Annotated in this window: 18 protein-coding genes; 5 read left to right on the top strand and 13 right to left on the bottom strand. The window is 56.5% G+C overall.

Annotated elements, in window-relative coordinates:
- Positions 1 to 4: 4 nt before the first annotated feature.
- From BUE18_RS09375 to BUE18_RS09340, 8 genes are all read right to left on the bottom strand, one after another.
- A complete protein-coding gene (locus BUE18_RS09375; protein ID WP_073475119.1) occupies positions 5 to 931 on the bottom strand; it encodes a tetratricopeptide repeat protein in 927 nt (308 codons plus the stop codon).
- Positions 903 to 1913 (bottom strand): vWA domain-containing protein, encoded by a 1011-nt coding sequence (locus BUE18_RS09370; protein ID WP_073475118.1) that lies wholly within the window; start codon positions 1911 to 1913, stop codon positions 903 to 905. Before BUE18_RS09370 ends, BUE18_RS09375 begins: the two co-directional genes overlap by 29 nt.
- Positions 1910 to 2836, bottom strand: coding sequence for a VWA domain-containing protein (locus tag BUE18_RS09365; protein ID WP_073475117.1), 927 nt, complete (start codon positions 2834 to 2836; stop codon positions 1910 to 1912). The genes BUE18_RS09370 and BUE18_RS09365 overlap by 4 nt, the downstream gene beginning before the upstream one ends.
- A gap of 6 nt (positions 2837 to 2842) precedes the next feature.
- Positions 2843 to 3814, bottom strand: coding sequence for a hypothetical protein (locus BUE18_RS09360; protein ID WP_073475116.1), 972 nt, complete (start codon positions 3812 to 3814; stop codon positions 2843 to 2845).
- Positions 3811 to 4698 carry a DUF58 domain-containing protein gene (locus tag BUE18_RS09355; RefSeq protein WP_073475115.1) on the bottom strand — a complete coding sequence of 296 codons (888 nt, stop codon included), beginning with the start codon at positions 4696 to 4698 and terminating at the stop codon, positions 3811 to 3813. Before BUE18_RS09355 ends, BUE18_RS09360 begins: the two co-directional genes overlap by 4 nt.
- A gap of 104 nt (positions 4699 to 4802) precedes the next feature.
- Positions 4803 to 5783 (bottom strand): AAA family ATPase, encoded by a 981-nt coding sequence (locus BUE18_RS09350; RefSeq protein ID WP_073475114.1) that lies wholly within the window; start codon positions 5781 to 5783, stop codon positions 4803 to 4805.
- Between the two features lie 108 nt (positions 5784 to 5891).
- Entirely contained in the window at positions 5892 to 6815 is a 924-nt protein-coding gene (locus tag BUE18_RS09345; RefSeq protein ID WP_073475113.1) for a formylglycine-generating enzyme family protein, read from the bottom strand.
- Position 6816: 1 nt separating this feature from the next.
- Positions 6817 to 8703 (bottom strand): caspase family protein, encoded by a 1887-nt coding sequence (locus tag BUE18_RS09340; protein ID WP_073475112.1) that lies wholly within the window; start codon positions 8701 to 8703, stop codon positions 6817 to 6819.
- On the opposite strand from BUE18_RS09340, the gene BUE18_RS27880 reads away from it, so the two are divergent.
- Positions 8702 to 8839, top strand: coding sequence for a hypothetical protein (locus BUE18_RS27880; RefSeq protein ID WP_170868311.1), 138 nt, complete (start codon positions 8702 to 8704; stop codon positions 8837 to 8839). The genes BUE18_RS09340 and BUE18_RS27880 overlap by 2 nt on opposite strands.
- A 68-nt stretch (positions 8840 to 8907) precedes the next feature.
- On the opposite strand, the gene BUE18_RS09335 is transcribed toward BUE18_RS27880, so the two are convergent.
- Together BUE18_RS09335 and BUE18_RS09330 are read right to left on the bottom strand one after the other, a co-directional pair.
- Positions 8908 to 9858, bottom strand: coding sequence for a D-Ala-D-Ala carboxypeptidase family metallohydrolase (locus BUE18_RS09335; RefSeq protein ID WP_170868310.1), 951 nt, complete (start codon positions 9856 to 9858; stop codon positions 8908 to 8910).
- 35 nt (positions 9859 to 9893) lie between these two features.
- Positions 9894 to 11585 (bottom strand): L,D-transpeptidase family protein, encoded by a 1692-nt coding sequence (locus BUE18_RS09330; RefSeq protein ID WP_170868309.1) that lies wholly within the window; start codon positions 11583 to 11585, stop codon positions 9894 to 9896.
- A gap of 421 nt (positions 11586 to 12006) precedes the next feature.
- Here BUE18_RS09330 and carA point away from each other — a divergent pair, with 421 nt between their 5' ends.
- The 4 genes from carA to BUE18_RS09310 all read left to right on the top strand — a co-directional run bounded on the left by carA (position 12007) and on the right by BUE18_RS09310 (position 18707).
- The gene (carA, locus tag BUE18_RS09325) at positions 12007 to 13137 is read left to right on the top strand and encodes a glutamine-hydrolyzing carbamoyl-phosphate synthase small subunit (protein WP_073475110.1); all 1131 of its coding nucleotides are present in this window, start codon (positions 12007 to 12009) and stop codon (positions 13135 to 13137) included.
- On the top strand, positions 13137 to 16364 hold the full coding sequence (gene carB / locus BUE18_RS09320; protein ID WP_073475109.1) for a carbamoyl-phosphate synthase large subunit: 3228 nt from the start codon (positions 13137 to 13139) through the stop codon (positions 16362 to 16364). Before carA ends, carB begins: the two co-directional genes overlap by 1 nt.
- A gap of 129 nt (positions 16365 to 16493) precedes the next feature.
- A complete protein-coding gene (gene purF, locus BUE18_RS09315) occupies positions 16494 to 17906 on the top strand; it encodes an amidophosphoribosyltransferase (protein ID WP_073475108.1) in 1413 nt (470 codons plus the stop codon).
- Between the two features lie 72 nt (positions 17907 to 17978).
- The gene (locus BUE18_RS09310) at positions 17979 to 18707 is read left to right on the top strand and encodes a DUF429 domain-containing protein (protein ID WP_073475148.1); all 729 of its coding nucleotides are present in this window, start codon (positions 17979 to 17981) and stop codon (positions 18705 to 18707) included.
- Positions 18708 to 18725: 18 nt separating this feature from the next.
- On the opposite strand, the gene BUE18_RS09305 is transcribed toward BUE18_RS09310, so the two are convergent.
- The 3 genes from BUE18_RS09305 to BUE18_RS09295 all read right to left on the bottom strand — a co-directional run bounded on the left by BUE18_RS09305 (position 18726) and on the right by BUE18_RS09295 (position 21838).
- The gene (locus BUE18_RS09305) at positions 18726 to 19745 is read right to left on the bottom strand and encodes an AAA family ATPase (protein WP_073475107.1); all 1020 of its coding nucleotides are present in this window, start codon (positions 19743 to 19745) and stop codon (positions 18726 to 18728) included.
- The gene (gene pnuC, locus BUE18_RS09300; RefSeq protein WP_083610896.1) at positions 19742 to 20434 is read right to left on the bottom strand and encodes a nicotinamide riboside transporter PnuC; all 693 of its coding nucleotides are present in this window, start codon (positions 20432 to 20434) and stop codon (positions 19742 to 19744) included. Before pnuC ends, BUE18_RS09305 begins: the two co-directional genes overlap by 4 nt.
- 204 nt (positions 20435 to 20638) lie before the next feature.
- Positions 20639 to 21838: a methyltransferase domain-containing protein gene (locus tag BUE18_RS09295; RefSeq protein WP_073475146.1), complete on the bottom strand. Its 1200-nt coding sequence runs from the start codon at positions 21836 to 21838 to the stop codon at positions 20639 to 20641.
- Positions 21839 to 22297: the final 459 nt, after the last annotated feature.

Here is a 22297-nt window from a genome sequence, read left to right as displayed (position 1 = left end):
TTTTTTACCATCGTTTCCCTGAATTGGCGCGGTCGTCGCTTATGATCGCACTTTTGTTATCCGGTCTGAATACCCTGTTTTCCTTCACGTTGTCCAGCAGGGTGTCGGCCATCTTTTTTTCCATGGAGGACATTGCTGCCTGGGCGTCCTGATCCTGGGGGGCTTGCTCGGGTTTGTTCAGGGCCTGCATCCGGCCGTCCAGGTTGGCTTGATCCTGTTTTTCCTCATCTCCGGCCTGGGCGGCGGATTGTTCGTCCTGCTGGTCTTGCTGGCGCCCCTGAGCGCTTTCAGACTGTTGCTGCTGCTGATCCTGGCCTTGCTCCTGATCCTCGCCCTGGCTTTTTTGCTGCTGATCTCCCGACTGCTTTTGGTCCTGATCGCCCTGCTGCTTGCCGTCCTGTTTATCCTTGCTTTGAGAGTCCTGGCCCTGTCCGTTTTGATCGCCCTGCCGGCCGTCCTGCTGCTGTTGCTGGTCTCCCTGCTGATCTCCTTGCTGTTCCTGATTCTGTTGCTGCTGGACCTGCGCCTGGCGCCACAAGGCGAGCTTCAAGTTCTCCTTGGCGTCTTCGTCCTGGGGATTCAAAGCCAGGGCTTTTTGGAACTCTTTGGCCGCCTTTTCATAGTCCTCGTCTTTCATCAGGGTCGCGCCCAGGTTATAGGCGGACCGAAATTGGATTTCAGGATCCTTGCTGCGCACGCCGGCGCTGGCGAAAGCGGATTGGGCGGCTTCCATGTCTTCCGCCATGTACGAGGCCACGCCCCGGTTATAGCGCCAGCGGACGTCCTGAGGATTTTCCATGTCCTTATCAGCGAAGGCCTGGGCCGCGTCCTTATACTTTCCCTCCTTGAACAGGGCCTCGCCGTCGGCGGCGCCCCAGGCGAGGGAAGCGCACAAAAGCAGGCTAAGCGCGGATATCAAGAATTCTTTCACGGAGCACCCCTTCAATCAACAGCAGCGCCCACGCTGCTATCAGGAAGAGATAAAAACGCTCTTCCCGGATGGTTATTTTGCCGGTTTTTAATATCTCGGCTTCGGTTTTCTTTTTAATGCCGTTGAAATACAGCTGATCCAGGTCAAAATCCCCGGCCTCGGACCTAATGTAATCGCCGCCGGTTTCATTGGCAATGGCCTGCAGCGTATTTTCGTCCGGCTTGGACAGGATGATTTTGCCGTCGGCGTCTTTTTCGAAGCCGCTGCCGTCCAGGCTTGGCACGGGGCCGCCGGCCGGATCTCCTATGCCGAGGACGAAAATGCGAATGCCTTCATCAGCGGCTTTTTCCGCGGCTTTCAGCCCGGCTTCCTCGTTGTCTTCGCCGTCCGTGATGAGCAGGATGACCTTATCCGTGGAAGACTTGGGATCAAAAGCGGTCATGCCCATTTCTATGGCGGCGCCCAGGTCGGTGCCCTGGAATCGCAGGGGCAGCAAGTCCACGGTCAGTTGATCCAAGAACATTTGAATGGCCTGGTAATCCAGGGTCAAGGGGCACTGGGTGAAGGCCACACCGGAAAAAGCGACCAGCCCCAGCCTGTCGCCGGTGGCCACGCGAATCAGGTCCGCCACCTCGCGTTTGGCGCGTTCCAGACGATTCGGCTGGGCGTCCTCCACCATCATGCTGTTGGAGATGTCCACGCACACCATGATGTCCACCCCTTTGCGGGAGACCTCCTGGTAATGCTCGCCCCATTGCGGGCCGGCCAGGGCGAAAATCATCAAAGCGACTGCGCTGATGAACATCACCGCCCGCACTACGGCCCGGGCCCGGGATTCCAGGGGCGCCAGGCGCGGCAGCAAATGTTCGTCCGCATAAGCGGCCAGGCTTTTTCTTCTTCTCCGTTTGGCCAGAATCTGCAAAAACACCAGCAACGGAATGGCCAGCAAAAAATTTAATATCCACAGTTTATCAAAGGTCATGGGACGGCCCTCCCCAACAACCCGACGGCCTCCAAAAGAACCAAAGCCAGGGCGGCCAATAAGAACCAGCGGTAATGCTCTTTGTAATGAAAGAATTCCTTCACCTTGGCTTCGGTTTTTTCGGCCTTGTCGATTTCCTTATAGATGGAGTCCAATTGCTCCGTATTGGAAGCGTGGTAATATTTTCCCTGGCCAATGGCGGCGATCTGGGCCAGTTCCTTGGAACCGGCCTGCTGCGTGCCCATGCCGATGGTGTATATCTTGATTCCCAGGGCGGCCAGGGCTTCAGCCGCGGACTGGGGCGTCATGTCTCCGGCCGTGTTTTCGCCGTCGGACAACAATATGACCACCTTGGACATGGCGGGGATGTCCTTGATGCGTTTTCCGGCCACGCCCAAGGCGTCGCCGATGGCCGTCTTACGGCCCGCCATGCCGATTCTCAGGTTTTCAATCAAATTGAGCAAAAGCCCCTTGTCCAGAGTCAACGGCGCCTGGGTGAACGCGTAATCGCCGAACACCACCAGGCCGATTCGATCCGTGTCCCGGCGTTTTACAAAGTCGTGGACAACCTTTTTGACGGCGGTGAGACGGTTAACCCGCTGGCCGTCAATGGCGAAATCCGGCTGCGCCATGGACTCGGAAGCGTCCAGGCACAGGATGATATCCACGCCCGGGGTTTTGATTTCCCGCGAAGCGTCCACGGTCTGGGGCCGGGCGACGGCTGCAACCAGCAGGACCAGGGCGAGCGTCCTAACCAGGAGTGGGATGCGCGCCCGTATCTCTGCATTTTTTCCGGCGATCCACCCAAGACGGGAGGCTTCGGAATAGGTCACCGCCGGAGGCCTTTTTTTCAGGGAGACTCCGGCCCACAAAAATATGGGGATGAGCAGCAGAAAAAAATATGGATAGGCAAATTCAAACATAACGCCCTACTCCGCCTTTCCTTTGAATTCCGCCGGGCTTGGCTTTACTTCGTTGTCCACAACCTCGGCCTGAACTTCCTGCACTTCCTCCATCCAGGAACAGGTTTTGTTCACGTAATCCCGCGCCATGGCGATGTGCTCCTTCCGGGTCGCCTCGGCGATACGGGCCTTTGCGAACTTGACCATGTCCGCCTCTTCCAACAAGGGCATGATTTCCCGATCCTCTCGCTCCCGGACGCGGGCCCGGATTTCCGAGGTGGTCAATTCCTCGGCGGGAAAGGGCCTGATGGCGCCCATATAAGCCCGGACAATGGCTGACAGCCTGAAATAGCCTTCCTTGTCCTCGCCTTTGGAAGCCCACCACGACTCCAGCTTGTCCAGGTTTTCCAGGGCGACTTCATGGGGAGCGGCGGTCTGGATTTCCAGGGTTTGGATGCGGCGGCTCCGCAAATAGAACCACAGGGCGAAGGCGGCCAGGGCCAATAAAAGCAGCCCGGCTCCGATCCACGGCGCATATTTGCTGAAAAACGATTTGCCGGGAATCAGGCCTTTGATGGGCCGGGGCTGCAATTTGGAGGGATCGTCAGGCAGGCCGTTGTCCACCTGAATTTCCTGGGAGGAAAAATCCAGCCATTGCCTGGCGCCGTCCTTGTTAATAAAAGCCACGCTGAAACCGGGAACCTTGAAGCTGTCCAGAGAGTTGACCAGCAAAGAAAGCTCCAGCCCGTTTTTGGTGCGTTTTTTATCCAGGATCACCAGGTCGTCCAGACCGGTTATCTCCGCCGGATCGGTAAGCGCCGCTCCCTCGGGCAGGGAGGCTTCCAGGCTGAGGGAGACCGGTTCTCCCAGCACGGCTTTTTCGGCCAAGAACCTGGCGTTCCAGGAAGGCTGAGCCTTTGCCGTCTCGTCCGCCCACAGCGGCGCGGACGAGAACAGGAAGATCAGCAATATAAGCAGAATATTCAGGGAGCGTTTCATTTGCGCGCCTCCCTTCTGCGGAAATATTCCGTCAGGGGCTGGACCACGGACCCGCCCGTGGAAAGCTCCACCCTGTCCACGCCGGATTTTGTGAGCAAGGTCTTCAGCTCGGCGTCCCGGCGGGCCACGTCCTCCTCCCACCGGCGGCGGACTCCCTTATTGGATGTATCGACGGCCAGGGCCTGTCCGGTTTCCGGGTCCCGCATCCAGACAAGGCCCACGTTGGGCAGGATGCGCTCCGCAGGGTCCTGGATTCGGATGGCCGTAAGGTCGTGCTTGCGGGACGCCAGGTACATGGAGGTCTGGGTTTTATGATCGAACTCAGGAACCATGAAGTCCGAGATCAGAAACACCACGGCGTGGCGGCGCACCAGCTTGTTCAGATGATCCAGGGGAGCGCTCAGGTTGGTAGCTGCGGACTGAGGCTCGTGGGAGAAAATGTCCCGGATCAAGCCCCAGACATGGCCGGCGCCTTTTTTCGGCGGGATGAAACGTTCCACCTTGTCGGAAAACAGGATGGCTCCCACTTTGTCGTTGGTGCGTACGGCCGTAAAAGCCAGCAGACCGGCGACCTCTGCAGCCAATTCCCGTTTGAAGCGCTTGGAGGTCCCGAACAGGTTGGAGGCCGAAAGGTCCAGGAGCAGCAGAACGGTCAGCTCCCTTTCTTCGGAGAACACCTTGACGTAGGGATGCCCCATACGGGCGGTGACGTTCCAGTCGATGTCCCGCACGTCATCGCCCGGGACGTACTCCCGCACTTCGGCAAATTCCATACCCTTGCCTTTAAAGGCGCTCACGTACTGGCCCGCGAACAGGTCATTGGCCAAAAAGCGTGTACGGAAATGGAATTTTTGAATTTTCCCGATTAGTTCCTTGGGCAGCATAATTCCATCGCCATCATTTGATTTTGGGGAACTTCAATCCGTTCCAACAGGTTTCATGTCAGTTGGTCAGGCTCAACTCTCCTGGCCCTTGCCTGGCAAGGTTGTCAGGGGACTTCGATCCTCTCGAGCAAGGTTTTAATCAGTTGGTCAGAGTCGATTCCTTCGGCCTCCGCCTCGTAACTGACCATGATACGGTGGCGAAGCACGTCCGGAGCCATGGCTTTGACGTCCTGCGGGATTACATAGGCGCGGCCGTTGATGCACGCGTGGGCTCTGGCTGCTGCGCCAAGATAGATGGAAGCCCGGGGGGAGGCCCCGTAGCGTATGAGGTTTTGCGAATCCAGGCCATAGGCGGCGGGATCGCGGGTGGCCCTGACCAGAGAGATAATGTAGTCCGTGATTTTTTCTTCCATGTGCACGGCCTGCACTGCCTTTTTCGCCTCGTCAATGGATTGGGAAGACACGGCTGAGCACACGTTTTCGGTGACGCCCTGGCGGACGCGGTTCATGATCTCCTTTTCCTGGGCTTCGGTGGGATAGGTCACGTTGATTTTCAACATAAACCGGTCCACCTGGGCTTCAGGCAAAGGATAGGTCCCTTCCTGTTCGATGGGGTTTTGGGTGGCCAGCACCATAAAGGGCTTTTCCAGCTCAAAACATTTACCGGCCAGGGTGATCTGGCGTTCGCTCATGGCCTCCAGCAGGGCGCTTTGCACCTTCGCCGGAGCACGGTTGATTTCGTCGGCCAGAATAATGTTGTTGAAGATCGGCCCTTTCCGGATGACGAACTGTCCGGTGTCCGGCCGAAAGATCTGGGTGCCCAAAATGTCCGCGGGCAGCAGGTCGGGCGTGAACTGAATTCTTTGAAAGCCCACGTCAATGGCCGCCGCCAAGGTCCTGATGGCCGTGGTCTTGGCCAGGCCCGGCAACCCTTCCAGCAAAAGGTGCCCGTCGCAGAGCAGACCGACCATGAGCCGTTCCAGCAGGTCTTTCTGGCCTACGATCACCTTTTCCACCTCCGCCATGACCTGGCGGATTACCACATTTTGTTTTTCAACTTCCTGGGTGATTTCTTGGATTTCCATTTGAAACCGTCCTCGCAAAAAAGATCTGAAGACTACTGTTTCCGACAGGCCCCGTTTCCACCAAGAATTAAGCTAATGCAATTCTGAGCGGCGTCAACCTAATTAATTTTATCGGGTTCTTACCAGACGGAATCCGTTATTGTAGCGTTTAAAGGAAGGAGTGGCGTAACTGCGGTTGGCGCTGCGTATGCCCCGGCTTTCATTATCCCAGCTTCCGCCCCGCACCATGCGGCGTTTGCCGGTTTGAGGGCCGGCGGGGTTGACTTGCTCGCCCGGGCGGTAGGGGGCTTTCCAATCCTGGCAGGCTTCCCAGACATTGCCCATCATATCGTACAACCCGAATGCATTGGGAGAAAAGCTGCCCACGGGCGCCGACACGGCGAAGCCGTCGTTGCAGGGGTGCACATTCCAGGCGGGCCAGTACTTCCCGGCGGTTTGGTCCGCCACATTGGCGTATAGGCAGGTTTGGGACACGTCGTCGCCCCAATATCTGGACGTCCCGGTCCCCGCCCTGCAGGCGAACTCCCACTCCGCTTCGGTGGGCAGCCAAAAGGAGTACTGCCCCTGGTTTTGGGCGGACAGCCAGATGGCGAATGCCCGGGCGTTTTTCCACGAGACGTTGACCACGGGCTGGGCGTCCATGTTCAGGGGATGGCCTTCGTATTCCCCGCTGTCGTGTCCCGGGCGAAAAAAATGATATTGGGCGTTTGTAACCTCGTATCTGCCCATCCAAAAGCCGTCCAGGCAAACTTTATGGACCGGCCCTTCGTCCTGATAGCGATCCGGATCGGTTTTTTCGGTGCTCCCCATCACAAAGCATTGGCCGGGAATGAAAACGAACTCCATGCCCGTGACCGGCTCTACAAACACGTCACCGGGCTTGTCCCGGGGTTCGGTGGGGGCGTCGCCCTTGCTGGATATGATTCTCCACGAAAGGTCCATGCCTATCTTGGGCTGATGGGCCGCAACGGGGACGGCGAACACAGCGACCAGGAAGATTAAAGCGGTTATGGAAAGCAGCTGTTTTGCCAATTCACTTCACCTTGCTCAGCTTCACAGGGTTGTTGATTTCCGCATAGGGAATTTGCATGACGCCTTGCTCCTTCATTTCCCAGGAGGCCCAGTCAAACGCCTCCCGGGCGTCCACCCAGCCGTCCTGATTCAAATCGCCCTTCCCCATTAAGGCTTCAAACAAAAAATAACTGAAAGCCCCCTGCTCGCCCGGAGGAAGCTCCACCGCCTCTCGCGTCACGCCCGCCGCCGTCAGGATGGATGCCCCGGCCGCAAAAAGATCCGTAACCGGCGCGGGAACCACGCCTTTGCCCAGGCCCACGGATTTTCCGTCTCCGTAAAAGCCCGCATCCAAAATAATGTACACGTTGGAGGAGCCGCTGTTAGAAAAAGCCCTCTTGATCTCGGACAGCGAAATGGGCTGGCCTTTCTCCGGGTGGTCCGGGTCTGCGTCATAAGGCAGGATCAGGCAATCCAGGACGGTATGCTTGTCCTCGGCATACACCGGCATGCCTTTGCCGGAAAAATACAGGATGACCAGGGCGCCCGGGTTTTCGGAAGCCTTTCTTCCCAGCCAGGCCAGGTTTTGGCGGAGATCGCCGGATTTGGCTTCCGTGCCGAGGTTGAGTCGAATATTCCGCTTCTCATTGGGAAAGCCCATGCAGGAGAGCAGCAGATCGCGAAACATCAGGGCGTCTTTTTCGGCGTAACGAGGGCCTATCATGTGTTTGTAATTTTTCAGGCCCACAACCAGGGCGAAGGCGCCGTCTTCTTTTCGATCGAATTTCGGCCCCTGGTCAATTGATAGAGGATCGAACGCAACGCCATGGTCCGGGGGGTAAATGGGATCTCCGGGGGCGCGGAGATGCGGCAGGGAAGCTGTCTCGGGCAAATGAGCCGGCCGGCCTTCCAGTGCATCCTTCATGGCCGACGCCGCCTGAGAAAAAGGCTCCGCCTGGGGATATTCTTCCGCCAGGCTTTCCATGCTTGCAAGCGCGTCCTGTCCGCCTCCGGCCTGAAACGCCTTCCAACCTGCTGCAACCGCATATGCGACGGCGCGTTCTTCATACCGGGGCGTTGTCTGGCGTTCGTTGGCGAAAACCATCTGCACGGCATTTGTGTATTGCCCTCGGGCGAACAGCACTTCCAAGCGGATGGCCATGGCGTTGGGGGAATCCGGGGCGGCGGCCAGGGCTTGCATGGCATAGTGATCGGCTTGATCCACGTCGCCTGTCTCCAGGCAAAGCCAGCCCAAATTGCAGAGCAAAACCGTGTCCCAGGAGCGCACTCCCACCAGTTCCTTCCAGGTTTTACGAGCCTCGGAGACGCTTCCGGTCCGGTATTGGGCTACGCCCAGATTATAGGCGATGTCCGCGCCCTCCGGACAATAGAACTGCGCCAACTCCATGGCCGCCAACCCCCGGTCCGGATGCTTGCGGAAATTGCGCCGCCCCCATGAAGTCAAGCCCCGGGCCAGGACGCACATGGCGCCGTCGACCTGTTCGGGAGGATCGACGCTTTCCACCCCGCTTTTTACACCTCGCCGCCAGTCCTCCGCCAATGAAGCGAACAAGCGGTTCCTGGCTCTTTTAAGCACCTTGACGTCGGAAAAACGAATGGCCAGGTCCATGATTTCCAGAGCCGCCTCTGCGCGCTCGCCGGAATCGTATCGGCGCCGGATTTCGTCCACGGCATTGTCCACGGCCTTTTTGCGATACTCCTTGGGCATGGGCGCCGCCTCGCCAAAGACGTATTCCACAGCTTCAACGTATGCGCCTTTTTCGATGAGGTTGTCCAAATGGCTGGTTTTTTGGCGGAACTCCTTTTGATGGGCGGCTTCTGCGTCGGGCTCCAACTCGGTCCAGTCCATCTCGGCTGAAACACGTGCGGCGGCCAGCAGGCAGAGCATGCATAACGCCAGGACGAAACCGGTTGTTTTTAAAGAAGTTGCAACTCGCATTTTTATCAAGGCCAAGGCAAGCGGAGCGGATAAAATTATAAAAAACGATGTTTATATTCATTATGGCACAGGCGGCTGCAAATAACAAGCGGGATGCCGTTCAGGCCAAATGCAGGCTGGCAAATCAGAAGCCCTAATTGGATGCTTCGGTCTTTAGTCGCCCCACCTGGCCCGGAATCCGCGGACGTCCACGTGCACAAAAGGCCCGTGTTGAGACGTTTTTTTATAGTTCCCCAGGCCTCCCACAAAGCGTTCGTACCATTTTTTGCCGTAGAGTTTATCGACGATTTCGTAAAGCACCCTGGAGTCCCTATAGTTTATCTTTCCATCGCCGTTGAGGTCGTCCATCATGCCGTCGGCGGGATTTTCGTCGATGAAAATGTCCGCAGCCCCGCCCCATAGGTGTCTGCTGTATTTCACGTTGCCTATGGCTTCGTTGTAATAAGGCGTTCTGTAGCCGCTCATAACATGAAAACTGTTTGCTGCGATTCCCTGTTTGTTGACTTCTTCCAGAATAGCTTCCAGTTTGAGCAGAAGAAGACCGCGAAGGACGAGGTATTTGGGGTAGCCGCCTTCCTGCTTGCAGAGAAACTGCTCCAGGCGGAAATGAGGCGAAACCAGGGTGCGCCGGTTATCCTCCGTGACCTCCACGAAGCCCGCCGGCCACTTGTAGATGGGCAGTTTTTTCTTGTCCACCTTTGGATACTGGCCTATCCGGTATCCGTTCAGGCTTCCATTGTTTACGGACGAGAACGGCGTCATGACGAAGAGATTGAGCGTCATCCGCGTTTCGGAGTCATTTCTTTTTATGAGAAGCGCATACAATCCCGGTGAAGAGGGGCAATGAAAGGCCCAATGAGGCTCCGCCTTTTTTTCAAAACGGCCTTGGCCAGAGAGGCTTTCACAGGTAATTGCTTTTGCTTTTGTTTCCCGGAACTCCAAAACCTGGCCGGGCATGGCGAAAACGCCCATGACTTTGTAGGGCAGGATTTCGTCCCGGAACAGGATGGAAAAGCCGGCCTTTTGCGGGTCGAATCCGGCGAAACAGGTTCCTGCGGCGCCTATCAGGACGCCAAGACATAAAATGGCGGCCAAAACCTTCATATTCATCATCGCTCCAAACAGGGGGGGGACAGGCATTATTGTTGAGCATTGCTATCCAGCGCTTCCAAAAGGCGGGCGTCCCGCTCATAGATATCGTTGCGAAAATGCACCAGTCCCTGATTGTCGCCAAAGACCGTGAAATACATAACATGCACCGGAATCGGACGGGAAAGGGTCACTGTCTTTTCAGCCCTCCTTTCCACGGCCTCCTCGATGGCCGCCCTGCTCCATCCTGGGACGTCTCTTAAAAGGTATTCCGCCAGGCCTATGGGGTCCTGGATTCGAATGCATCCGGAGCTGAAATTTCTTTGACTCTTGGCAAACAGGTCATGAGAAGGAGTGTCGTGAATATATACATTGTGTTTGTTGGGAAACATGAATTTGATTCTTCCCAGAGCATTTCCCGGCCCAGGCTGCTGACGCAGCCTGTATGGGAAATTATCGGGTCCAAGCGTTTTCCAGTCCACCGAGGCGGGGTCGACCTCCCGGGAGTCGGCGCCCCAGCCCTGGTACACCACGAAATTGTTTGCCGTAAGGTAATTGGGATCCTTTTGCATCAAAGGCAATTTATCCTTGCGGGCTATGGAAGGAGGTACGTCCCAATAAGGGGATATGACCAGATAGGTCATACGGCCGCTGAAAACCGGGGTTTTACGATAGAGTTTGCCCACAATGGCCTTCATTGCCAGCAATTCTTCTCCGTTTTCCACCACGGCAAGATGGAAGTCCGCAATGTTGACAAGAATATGGCGGTCTCCCAAATTCTGCGGCATCCAGCGCCAACGTTCAAGATTCGCCCTGATGGCGGCTATGTTATCCTTTTCACTCCGGTTCACAGCATTCAGGGTGGCAGGGCCGCATACTCCGTCAGCCTCCAAGCCCCAACTTGCCTGGAATTTCTTCAATGCCGCTTCCAGGCTTTCATTGAAAACCTCTTTATCCTGTTCGGAATCCTGGCTTAAATAACCGGCCGCTTCCAGCCTGGCGCGCAGGGCGGCTGTTTGAGGGCCGCGGAATCCAAGTTTAAAAGACGGCGCAGCCTGCACCAGCGGCGCGGAAGGCCGCGGCGCCGCGGCTTGAAGCTGCTTTAATACGCCCTGCATGGATCTGTAGGCGGCATCCTGGGGAGCCAGGGAGTTCAGAGCCTTTTCCACATCATTGGTTATAAGGGCCTCTGCGAGCAATGCCGCCAAATCAGCCTCCCGCTTTCCCGCCGTCCAGTCGGGCTCTATAGTTTCCGGGTTGACCTTGCCGCCCAGAAGATGGGCGCCATATATGAGAAAAGCGTCGGAAAGCAGGAATTCCAGGTCTGCAAGCCTTCCCGGGTTCAGGGGTTTTTTAGCTCTCTGGTTTGCCTCGACTTCAGTGAGAAGGCCTGCTATCTTTTCCACATGATATTCGGAGGGGTTCAAGCCATGATCCCCGGCCGTTCCAACCGCCCTCACAAGCGCCTGGCAGTTGGAGGAAGGAGCGCCGGACTCCAGCCATGCGGGGCTGTACCCCCGCTGCTCATAGAAACGGGGGAGCGCCACCGAAGAATAGATGGTCTCGGCTGCGGCCGTTACGGCGTTTCCTCCGGTATATTCCATGCGCTGCCGGATTCTCTCACGGACGTTTTCAGATATATCCGCCGCCATGGGGGACGAGGAAAAACAACATAACCACAGCCAGGCAATGATTAATATAGCGGCAAAAAACGCGAGGCGTTCTTGGACTCCGGATTTCATGAAAGCGTCTCCTTGTGAACCTAACTGTCCGACCGTTTTTATTTTTACCCCGTTCAATCCCTTTGTTGAATTTTTCATAAGTTAAGTCAAAGGAATAAAGTCCGCAAGGCAGGCCGGGATTTAAACGAATTTTTCTGGACGAAGGGGGCTTGAATGCGCATTTTAGAAATGGTGAGACCGGCCGCCTTATATATGGTATGATATTTGAATATCAAAATGCGTCTGTTGCATTTTTCCGTAAAAAGGGCGAAGCGGATGCAACCGGACTCTCCCCCCTGAAAACAGGGAAAAACAGGTTGATAAAAACCGTGGGTATGATATGCGGAATCCGACGCTTTATCCGCGTCAGGAAAATGTTAAGTAATACTAATGGATTGTAAATTGCGATCATTCGCAATGAATTGAGCAACGAGGATCACACATGAAAGCCTTGCTGGCTTTAGAAGATGGCCGGACGTTCAAGTGCCGCTCATTCACCGGCCCCGGGGAAGCTCAGGGCGAGGTGGTGTTTAACACGGGCATGAGCGGTTACCAGGAGGTGCTTACCGACCCCTCCTACCGGGGGCAGATGGTGACCATGACCTACCCCTTGATTGGCAACTATGGAATCAATGACGAGGATGTGGAGTCAGACCGCATCCAGGTTGCCGCGTTTCTTCTCCGGCAATACCAGCCATATCCCAGCAATTTCACTTCGCTCCGAAGCCTGGCCGATTATTTGCAAAGCCAGGGGGTTCTGGGCGTGCATGATTTCGACACCCGGGCGCTCACCCGGCATATACGCAGCAAAGGCGCCATGCGCGCCATGATCTCCACCCAGGACCTGGATCCCGAGTCTTTGGCGGCCAAGGCCCGGGCCATTCCGTCCATGGCGGGATCGGATCTGGTGACCGGCGTAACCACGGACAAGCCCTACAGATGGGTTGACGGCAGGGTGGAAGCGGTCATGGAAAACGAATGGCAGCAGCCGGAAATCTGGCGTCATCGCGGGGACAAGCATTGCGTGGTCGCCTTTGACTACGGCATCAAATACAACATCCTGCGCTGTCTGGAAGGCCTGGGCTGCGAGGTGTTTGTGGTTCCGGCCTCCACCACGGCGGATGAAGTCAAGGCCATGAACCCGGACGGCGTGTTTTTAAGCAACGGCCCGGGCGACCCGGAGCCGCTTAAGTATGCGGTCAAGAACATCCAGCCGTTGATCGGCTACAAGCCATTGTTCGGCATATGCCTGGGCAACCAGTTGCTTGGTCTGGCTCTCGGCGGCAAGACATATAAGATGAAATTCGGACACAGGGGCATCAACCAGCCGGTGAAGTACTTGCCGACGGGCGCCATTGAGATCACCAGCCAGAATCACGGCTTTTCCGTGGATTTCGACTCCCTGCCCAAGGGGGAGGCTACGGTGACGCACATCAATCTCAATGACAACACGGTGGAAGGCATCCGGCATAACAAGCTGCCTGTTTTTTCCGTGCAGTACCATCCCGAGGCCTCGCCCGGCCCTCATGACGCCCATTACTTGTTTAAGGAATTTGTGGGGTTAATGAAATAATGCCCAAGAGAACCGATATTAAAAAGATTCTTATCATTGGCGCAGGCCCCATTATCATAGGTCAGGCCTGCGAGTTCGACTACTCGGGAACCCAGGCGTGCAAGGCCCTGAAGGAAGAGGGCTACGAAGTCGTCCTGGTGAACTCCAATCCCGCCACCATCATGACCGACCCGGAAACCGCGGATCGCACCTACGTGGAGCCCGTGACTCCCGACGCTGTGGAGAAAATCATCGCCAAGGAGCGTCCCGACGCCTTGCTGCCCACTCTGGGCGGCCAGACCGGCCTGAACACGGCCATTGAGGTCGCCAAAAGAGGCGTGCTGGAAAAGTACGGCGTGGAGATGATCGGCGCCCGGGTGGAAGTGATTGAAAAGGCGGAGGACCGGGAGCTTTTTCGCGCGGCCATGGAAAACATCGGCCTGAGCGTTCCCCAGAGCGAAATCGTCCATACTTTGGAAGAAGCCCGGAAGGCGGCCAAGGACATCGGTTTCCCCATCATCATCCGTCCCAGCTACACCTTGGGCGGCACGGGCGGCGGCATCGCCTACAACGTGGAAGACCTGGACGTCTTTGTAAAGAGCGGCCTGGACGCCAGCCTGATCCATCAGGTCATGCTGGAGCAATCCGTGCTGGGTTGGAAGGAATTCGAACTGGAGGTCATGCGGGATAAGGCCGACAACGTGGTCATTATCTGCAGCATCGAAAACATGGACCCCATGGGGGTGCACACCGGGGATTCCATTACCGTGGCCCCGGCCCAGACCCTGACGGACAAGCAATACCAGATCATGCGGGACGCCACTCTGGACGTCATGCGGGAGATCGGCGTGGATACGGGCGGCTCCAATGTCCAGTTCGCCATCAACCCGGAAAACGGGGACATGATCGTCATCGAGATGAACCCCCGGGTGTCCCGGTCCAGCGCCCTGGCATCCAAAGCCACGGGCTTTCCCATTGCAAAGATTGCGGCCAAGCTGGCTGTGGGATACACCCTGGACGAAATTCCCAACGACATCACCAAGGAAACCAAGGCTTCTTTCGAGCCCACCCTGGACTACTGCGTGGTTAAAATTCCCAGGTGGACCTTTGAAAAATTCCCGGAAACCGAGGATCTGCTCACCACTTCCATGAAGTCCGTGGGCGAGACCATGGCCATCGGCCGGACCTTTACCGAAGCCCTGCAAAAGGGCCTGCGGAGCCTGGAAATCGGGCGTTGCGGATTTGGCGCGGACGGCAAGGATCCCTATTGCAACGGAGTATTTCCCGACCCGCAGGAAATGCGGAAGAGGCTGGCGTCGCCCAACTCCCAGCGGATGTTCTACCTGAGGTACGCCATGGAGTCGGGCATGCCTTTGGAGGAAATCTATGAGCTGACCAAGATCGATCCTTGGTTCTTGTATCATTTGTCCACTATCCTGGAGATGGAAAAGAAGATCGCCGGCGCCGGGCTGGATATGGATGAGGACATGCTGCTGGAAGCCAAACGCTTTGGATTTTCCGACAAGCAGATCGCCTTCCTGACCGGATCGGATGAGGAAACCGTCCGGGCCAAGCGGAACGAACAGGGCGTCCGGCCGGTCTACAAACTGGTGGACACCTGCGCCGCGGAATTCGAGGCGGCCACGCCGTACTATTATTCCACCTACGAGGAAGAGGACGAAGCCAGGATTTCGGACCGGAAAAAAGTCATGATCCTGGGCGGCGGCCCCAACCGGATCGGCCAGGGCATTGAATTCGACTATTGCTGCGTGCACGCTTCCTTCGCCCTGCGCGAGGAAGGGGTGGAAAGCATCATGGTCAACTCCAACCCCGAGACGGTCAGTACGGACTACGACACCTCGGACAAGCTCTATTTCGAGCCTTTGACCGCGGAGGACGTGTTGCACATTGCGGAATCGGAAAAGCCTGCGGGCGTGATCGTCCAGTTCGGCGGCCAGACGCCTTTGAACATCGCCGCGGCCATTAACAAGGCCGGCGTGCCCATCATAGGAACCCAGCCCGAGAGCATCGACCGGGCCGAAGACAGGGAATTGTTCAAGGTCATGCTGAAAAAACTGGGCCTTGTGCAGCCGGAAAACGGCACCGCCATGGACATTCCCGGAACCCTGGCCATTGCCGAGGAAATCGGGTATCCCGTGATTGTAAGGCCCTCCTTTGTGCTGGGCGGCCGGGCCATGAAGATCGTCTACGATCAGTCCGCCCTGGAGGAGTTCGCCCGGGAAGCCATCGTTGCCAGCGAAGGCCACCCGGTCCTGATAGACAAATTTTTGGAAAACGCCGTGGAGGTGGACGTGGACGCCGTAAGCGACGGCGAAACCACCATTGTGGCGGGCATCATGGAGCATATCGAGGAAGCGGGCATCCATTCCGGAGATTCCGCTTGCGTCCTGCCTCCCAAAAGCCTTTCCGAAAACATCAAGAATCACATTCGCTCCGCCACCCAGGCCCTTGCCAAAGAACTTAACGTTATCGGGCTCATGAACATCCAATACGCCGTCAAGGACGAAAAACTTTTCGTCATTGAGGTCAACCCCCGTGCATCCCGGACCGTGCCCTTTGTGAGCAAGGCGACCGGCGTGCCCTGGGCCAAGGTAGCCACCAAGGTCATGCTGGGGCGTAAACTCGCGGACCTGGGCATTACCGGCGAGGTCATTCCCGAGTATGTATCGGTCAAGGAAGCGGTGTTTCCGTTTGACAGGTTCCCGGGAGTGGACACCTTGCTGGGGCCTGAGATGAAATCCACCGGTGAAGTCATGGGCGTGGATCGGACCTTCGGCCCTGCTTTCGCCAAGGCGCAGTTGGGCGGACGCCAGAACCTTCCCCAGGAAGGCACGATTTTTTGCAGCGTCATGGACTCGGACAAGGAAAAGATCCTGGAGCCCATGCGCAATCTCAAGCAATTGGGTTACACCATCATAGCCACCCGGGGGACTTCTGAGTTTCTCACGTCCCACGGGGTGAAAAACAAGATGATATCCAAGGTGTCCGAGGGAATCCGGCCTCATGTAGTGGACGCCATCAAGAATCAGGAAATCCACCTGATCATAAACACCGGCGTGGGAGAGCGCTCCACCAGGGACGGATACAAGATCCGCCGGGCCGCCCTGAGATTCGGAGTGCCTTATACAACCACAGTGCCGGGCGCCTTGGCCATGTGCGAAGGCATCGCCTCCATGAAAGAGGAGACTCTGGGTGTGTGCTGCTTGCAGGAGTACCACGCAGGATAAATATCTGTTTGCCGGGGGGATCGTCGCGGCGTGCGTTTTTACGCCGCCCCCCAGATTTTTAAGCCGGACGCTCCAGCGCCCGGTTTACCCGTGCCTGAAGAACCAGGATTGGGAAAGTGAGCGGTGATAATGTTTGAATCGGGAAAGCCCCGGGATGAATGCGGCGTTTTTGGAGTTTTCGGACATCCGGAAGCGGCGAAACTGACCTATTTCGGCTTGTACGCTCTGCAGCACAGGGGCCAGGAAAGCGCTGGAATAGCTTCTTATCAGGATGGAACCATCCACGCCCATAAGGCCATGGGGCTGGTGCCTGACATCTTTGACGACGACATCATAGCCAGCCTGCCGGGAGATACCGCCATCGGCCAGGTTCGGTATTCCACCACGGGCGGCTCCAATATTGTGAACACCCAGCCTTTTGTAGTCCGGCACAATATGCGGACGTACGCCCTGGCTCATAACGGCAATCTGGTGAACGCCCATATTCTGCGCAAGGAACTGGAAGAAACCGGCTCTATTTTTCAAACCACCATGGACACGGAGATTTTTCTCCATCTTCTGGTGAAAAATCTAAAGCTGGGCTTTGAGGGCTCCTTGTTGAAGACGGTGGAAAAGCTCAAGGGCGCTTATTCCTTTGTTTTGCTCACCAGCAAAGGGGAAATGATCGGCATCAAGGACCCCAATGGGTTCCGGCCTCTTTGCCTTGGCAAACTGGATAACGGAAACTACGTGCTGGCTTCCGAAACCTGCGCCCTGGACCTGGTGGAAGCGGAATTCGTTCGCCAGTTGGATCCCGGCGAAATTGTCATCATCAGCAAGGACGGCATCCGCAGCATCCACGTGCCCGTGCCCGAACAAAAATCCTTCTGCATCTTCGAATTCATTTACTTCGCCCGCCCGGACAGCAACATCTACGGACATAACGTATACACCATGCGCAAACGCATGGGGCAGATACTCGCCCGGGAATCCCATATAGACGCCGACCTGGTCATGCCTTTTCCGGACTCGGGCAACTACGCGGCCATAGGCTATGCCGAGCACTCCGCCCTGCCCTTTGAAATGGCCATGATCCGCAATCACTACGTGGGCAGAACCTTTATCCAGCCCAGCCAAACCATGCGGGACTTTGGAGTGCGGGTGAAGTTGAACCCCGTAAAAAGCGTTTTGGAAGGCAAGCGGATCATCATCGTGGAAGACTCCATCATCCGCGGCACGACCGCCAAAACCAGGGTCAAGGCCCTGCGCGACCTGGGCGTCAAGGAAGTGCACATGCGGGTGAGCTGCCCGCCGCACAAATTTCCCTGCCATTACGGCATTGATTTTTCCTCCAGCGGCGAGCTGGTGGCGTCGGATAAAAGCATCGATGAATTAAGGGATTACCTGGGCCTGGATTCCCTGCACTATCTTTCCCTGCCCGGGCTGCTGGAATCCACCAACGTGCCGAAGCCGGAAACCATGTTCTGCAAAGCCTGCTTTGACGGCTGCTACCCTGTGGCCTTTGACGACAGCGTTACCAAGGATTGTCTGGAACTTATGTAAAATCCAGTTCCTCTCATATTAACAATCAAAAGGCCTCTCTTGCAGGGGCCTTTTTTTGTTCCTGAATCCATTATGAAAACCTGCATCATCGGCATAGATTGCGCAACCTCGCACACCCGGACCGGCGTTGCTTACGGAGAATGCAAAGGGGCGGACGTTCGAATCCGCCATGTGGAGGTAGGCAACTCCAACATGGTCAAGGACATGGCGTCTGCTATCGCAAAAGCGGATCGGGTTTTTCTGGCCATGGACGCGCCTTTGGGCTGGCCCGCCCTTTTGGCCGAAGGGCTGGCCGATCATCAGGCGGGCGATCCCTTGCCCGGCAAAGCCAACGATTTGTTCCGCAGGCATACGGACAGGTTCTGCTGGAAAGCAATCGGGAAACTGCCCTTGGACGTGGGAGCGGATCGAATCGCCCGCACGGCCCATGCAGCGCTTGCAATTCTGGCGGAGTTACGGGAACTGACGGGAGAGCCCATCCCCCTGGCGTGGTCCCCGGACTATGAAGAAAAGGCCTGCGCGGGGGAGATTTATCCGGCGGCCGTGCTCATCAAATACGGCCTGCCCTCCTCCGGGTATAAGGACGATAAAAGCCAAAAATGCCTGGATATCCGTAAACAAATCCTGGATGGAGTCATCCCGCTCTTGAAAGGCGCCGAAAATATGGAATTGCTGCATAAAAACGCCGACGCTTTGGACGCGGCCCTTTGCATATTAGGCGGCCGCAACTTTTTAATGGGCGACGTGTGCTTTCCCGATAACGAAAAACTGGCCCGCAAGGAAGGGTGGATCTGGATTTGACGACGGGCGCAAGCCTTGTCAGGTTGCAGGCTCCGTAAAAAGCTCCGTCAGGTTGCCGAATTTTTTGTGGCGGCTTAGTACATGCTCCACCTGGGCGATTCGCTCTTCCACGCTTCCACGCAGGACAAAATACGGCAAACGCCTCTCGGCCAGGTCTCCTATGATCTGGTTTTGAAACCACTGCCTTTTTACGTCTCCGCTGCGGTCCCATGTGTCGGCGTAGGGGATGTCCGTATCGCACAGAAAAAAAAGATCGTACCGGCTTTCGGAGCCGCGCGCCGCCTTTTCCAGCACCGGGCCGGACTCGCCGTGGTAATCCTTTGCGAACACATAGGTGGTTATGGGGTTTGTGTCGCAAAAAAGGTATTGGTTGGCGTCCCGGACGAGTGCGTCTTCCCTGCGCATGTGCTCCAGGGGGATTTCCTCGAATTGATCCAGGGTAATGCGGCGGTCAACATGGTTTTCCCGCCAGTATTCCCCGCCGTACTCGGTCATGTATACGGTTTGATATTTTTCGGCCAGGGCCTGGACCAGGGTGGTCTTTCCCGTGGAGGGCGCGCCCATAAAGCACACCCAGGTCACCAGATCCCTATAAACCAGGGGATCCACAAACTTGCGATTGGCGAAAAAGTCTTGCCGGATTTGCGTCCCGGATACGGGAAGAATCTTCCGTTCCGGGTCTATGCGGCGGTCTATGGCCCCAAGGACTTTGCTGACATGCTCACCGTAAAACTCCCCGGAAAAAAAACAGGAAATTATTTCGTCCCCGATGACGGATAGAATGTAGTCGTTCTGCTTCTTGACGATTTCCGGAGAACTGCCATAGCCTGGAGGGCCGCCCCAGGCCTCTATAACGCGGGCCTGAGGATAGAGCTTACGAATCCAGTTGGCCCGAACCTGCAAGGGAACGTCCATGAGGCCGGTTTCGTAAACCAGGACGAAAAGCTCGTTCACTTCCCTGAGCGCGGTTTCAATCAGAAATTGGTGCCCTTTATGAAAAGGAGCGAACTTTCCCAGGGTCAGGCCGGTTTTCTTCATGCCGCCGCCTCTTGCTCCCGGATGGCGGACAGTTTTTTTGCGCCCGTATGCCACCGCCAGTATCCGAAAATGGCGTTGGCGAGGTATATCATCCACATGACGATCATCAAATCGCCGGACGCGCCGCCCGCCCGCCAACGGAGAATCCACATGGCCGTACTGACCGTGTTCAGGATGATGTACAGCATCCATTGCTCCTTGTATCTCCACATCATGAGCAGGGTGGCGATGATGGAAATCACGTTGGTGCTGGCGTCGATGTAAGGGGTGTTCTGGCCGGGAATCCTGCTGAGGATAAGCCCCAGCCCCAGGGTTCCCAATATGACGGCGGCTGCGACCATGGCCCGATGCCGCCAGATCAGCTGGCGCATTTCCACCACGTTGCCGCGCATTTTTTTCCGCCACATTATAAAGCCGATAATGTTTGTGGGGATAAAAAAACCCAGGTTCAGCATGACTTCTCCGAATAGGCCGTTTTGGTAGGCCATCCAGGCGTAGGTGCAGCTTGCGTACATGCCCGCGGCATAGCCTTCGATGCGCCCTATGGCGGTCAGGGCCACGCACAAGATGCCGGAAATCAACACGCTGGAGGCGAACAGGGAATCCCCCATGACGATGGAGAAGCAGATGGCTGCAATCAACAGCAATGCAACCCAAACAACATCCTTAACGTCCGTTTTTGTAGTCATTTGCAATGATCCGTTAGGAAAGAGACAATACCCGTTCAGGCGAGATGGAAATGAAGCCCTCGCCATAATTTAAGGGGATGAAACGGATTTTGAAGTATCACGGCAAAGATTTTTGATCAAGGAAAGGAATAAGCCCGTGTGTGAAACGCTTCCCCCCGAGGGAGGCCGGGGGGAAGCGCATGAGGATTGCATGATTCTGCGGCGTCAGGCTTTTTGGCCCCAAACGCCGTAAACGGGGTCCGAACAATAAAGCTGATCCGCGTATTTGTCATCGTCCGGCCGGGGCAGCCCTTGCATGGAATAGGTCTGCAAATCCTTGAACGCCTCGGACTGGAGGAAATATTCCAGCACCAGCCCCATGCGTTCAAAGTCGTGGGCCTCCTTCCACACGTCGATTGCCTTGGGCGGAAACCACCGGTTGGAGAAAGTCAGGGCGAAAACGCCTCCGGGCCTGAGCACCCGGGCGGCTTCCTTGAACACCTCCACCGGCTTGGTCAGGTACTCCACGCTCACGGTGCATATGATCGCGTCAAAGGAGTTATCGTCAAAAGGCAGCCTTGGGTTCTCGTTCAGGTCCTGGACCGTGAATCCGTTCAGGCGGCGGTTGCTCTCTAACTCCTCCTGGTTCATGCCCAGGCCGTGGACGCTTTTCAGGTTCAATTCGGCCGGAATATGGGAATTCCAGCTCGCCATGAGGTCCAAAACGTCCATGCCGTCTTTCAAAAGGCGGCCGTAGAGGCCGGAAACCACCTCCATGGCCTGGGAGTCGATATGATTGACCATCCTGGGCTGATCGTAAAAAACGGCGTCCGCGGCCTCGTCCTCCCGGTTAAAGGCGCCGGGATAAAAAAAGTCCGTGGCGCAGCCGTTGGCCCGGACCTGCATGCCGGGCCCTACGCCCAGGATGTCCTCCACGGCCAGGCAGCTTCCGCCCCGCTCTTCCTTGTTGCTGATTCCGCCCGCAATCCGGGCTTTGAGGGACAGATCCTTGCCTGCCAGGGGATGATTGAAGTCCGCGATCAGTTTGTTTTCGTTGATGGATTGAATGCGGAAAGGGGCGCGGTTCTGGGGAAATACCCCTCCCACGTCCTTCAGGATTCCCCGAGGATAAAACCGGCCTCCGTGCACCGGCCTGCCCAAAGCCTTTTCATTGACCTGGGCCGGCTTGAGCTCCTTTAGCCGGGCGGAGGACAAGGCTTCCACGCCTTCGCCCGGACGCAACTCAGCCGACGCCCATTCTCCGGGAGGACTCTCCAGCAAAGCCTTTTTGAGCTTATCCGGTAAAATGTCCCGCCAAAAATGGACCCGGTCCACGTAAAAATTTTCTTCATGGGCCGCGTGTTCGCTGCTCCACTTCACCTGGAACTCCACGCTGGCCGTTGATTCCGATTTTAGCTGTGTCATATAAGCCTCCTTGCAAACATCGTCATAGGAAGCCCGGTCCAGGACACTGTAGCCGGGAATAATGTCATCATGGTTTACGGAGATGTCAAGGGAGGAAGCCGCTGGGAAGCTCTCACTGAAACCGCCCGGCGGGACGGAGTCCGCGCCGGGCGGCGGAAAGCGATGGGCGCAGCAAGGCCCATCGCTCATCCGGGGGGAGTGTCTGTTTTCAGGCCGATATTTGCCGTTTTACGCCAAGGCGCCTTTAGGCAAATAATGATATTCATCGGAGCCCTTAAAAATGACGCTGGATTCCGGCTTACAGGACGATCCGAAAATTCCGATCGCCCCTTGCCGGAATGACGATCCTTCCGGGTGACAATAATTTTTGGGGACGCAAATCCATTTGTTGGGTTTCGCACGCATGTTTTCGGCGTTGGTCATTATTTCGGCGAGGACTGGACAGCCTTCCCTTGAAAA

It is taken from the genome of Desulfatibacillum alkenivorans DSM 16219, from assembly GCF_900142135.1.
GTDB lineage: Bacteria > Desulfobacterota > Desulfobacteria > Desulfobacterales > Desulfatibacillaceae > Desulfatibacillum > Desulfatibacillum alkenivorans.
The sequence above is the reverse complement of the archived record's forward strand: the minus strand, read 5'-3'. Positions and strand labels throughout refer to the sequence as shown.